Below are 305 nucleotides of genomic sequence, written 5' to 3'. Positions count from 1 at the left end.
ATTTGAACAAAACATGTTACCAATTATAGAGCAAATATTACATGATCCATATGTACAAGCGATATTAAAGGAAACGCACTCATAATTGTAAAAAAAGATATCAACGATTTTCCGAATATATCTATCATAAATCGCAATATATCAACGATTTTTCAATTATATCTATCATAACTTACGATATATCAACGGTTTGACACGAAATATCGATTTAGCTACAAAAAGAGGCTGTTCAAATATTGAACAGCCTCTCTCATATTAACGAGTTGGACCAGATACATCTTCTGATTTCAACGTATTATTTGCAC

1 pseudogene is annotated in these 305 nt (G+C 30.2%); it reads left to right on the top strand.

The window, feature by feature from the left end:
- A pseudogene (locus MR167_RS33815) lies at window positions 1-85 on the top strand (DUF3910 family protein); the annotation flags it as partial.
- Between the last annotated feature and the right edge of the window lie 220 nt (window positions 86-305).

The organism is Bacillus cereus group sp. BfR-BA-01355 (assembly GCF_022663675.1).
GTDB classification, from domain to species: domain Bacteria; phylum Bacillota; class Bacilli; order Bacillales; family Bacillaceae_G; genus Bacillus_A; species Bacillus_A thuringiensis_S.
Note: the sequence above shows the minus strand (reverse complement) of the source record. Positions and strands in the feature narration are given on the sequence as shown.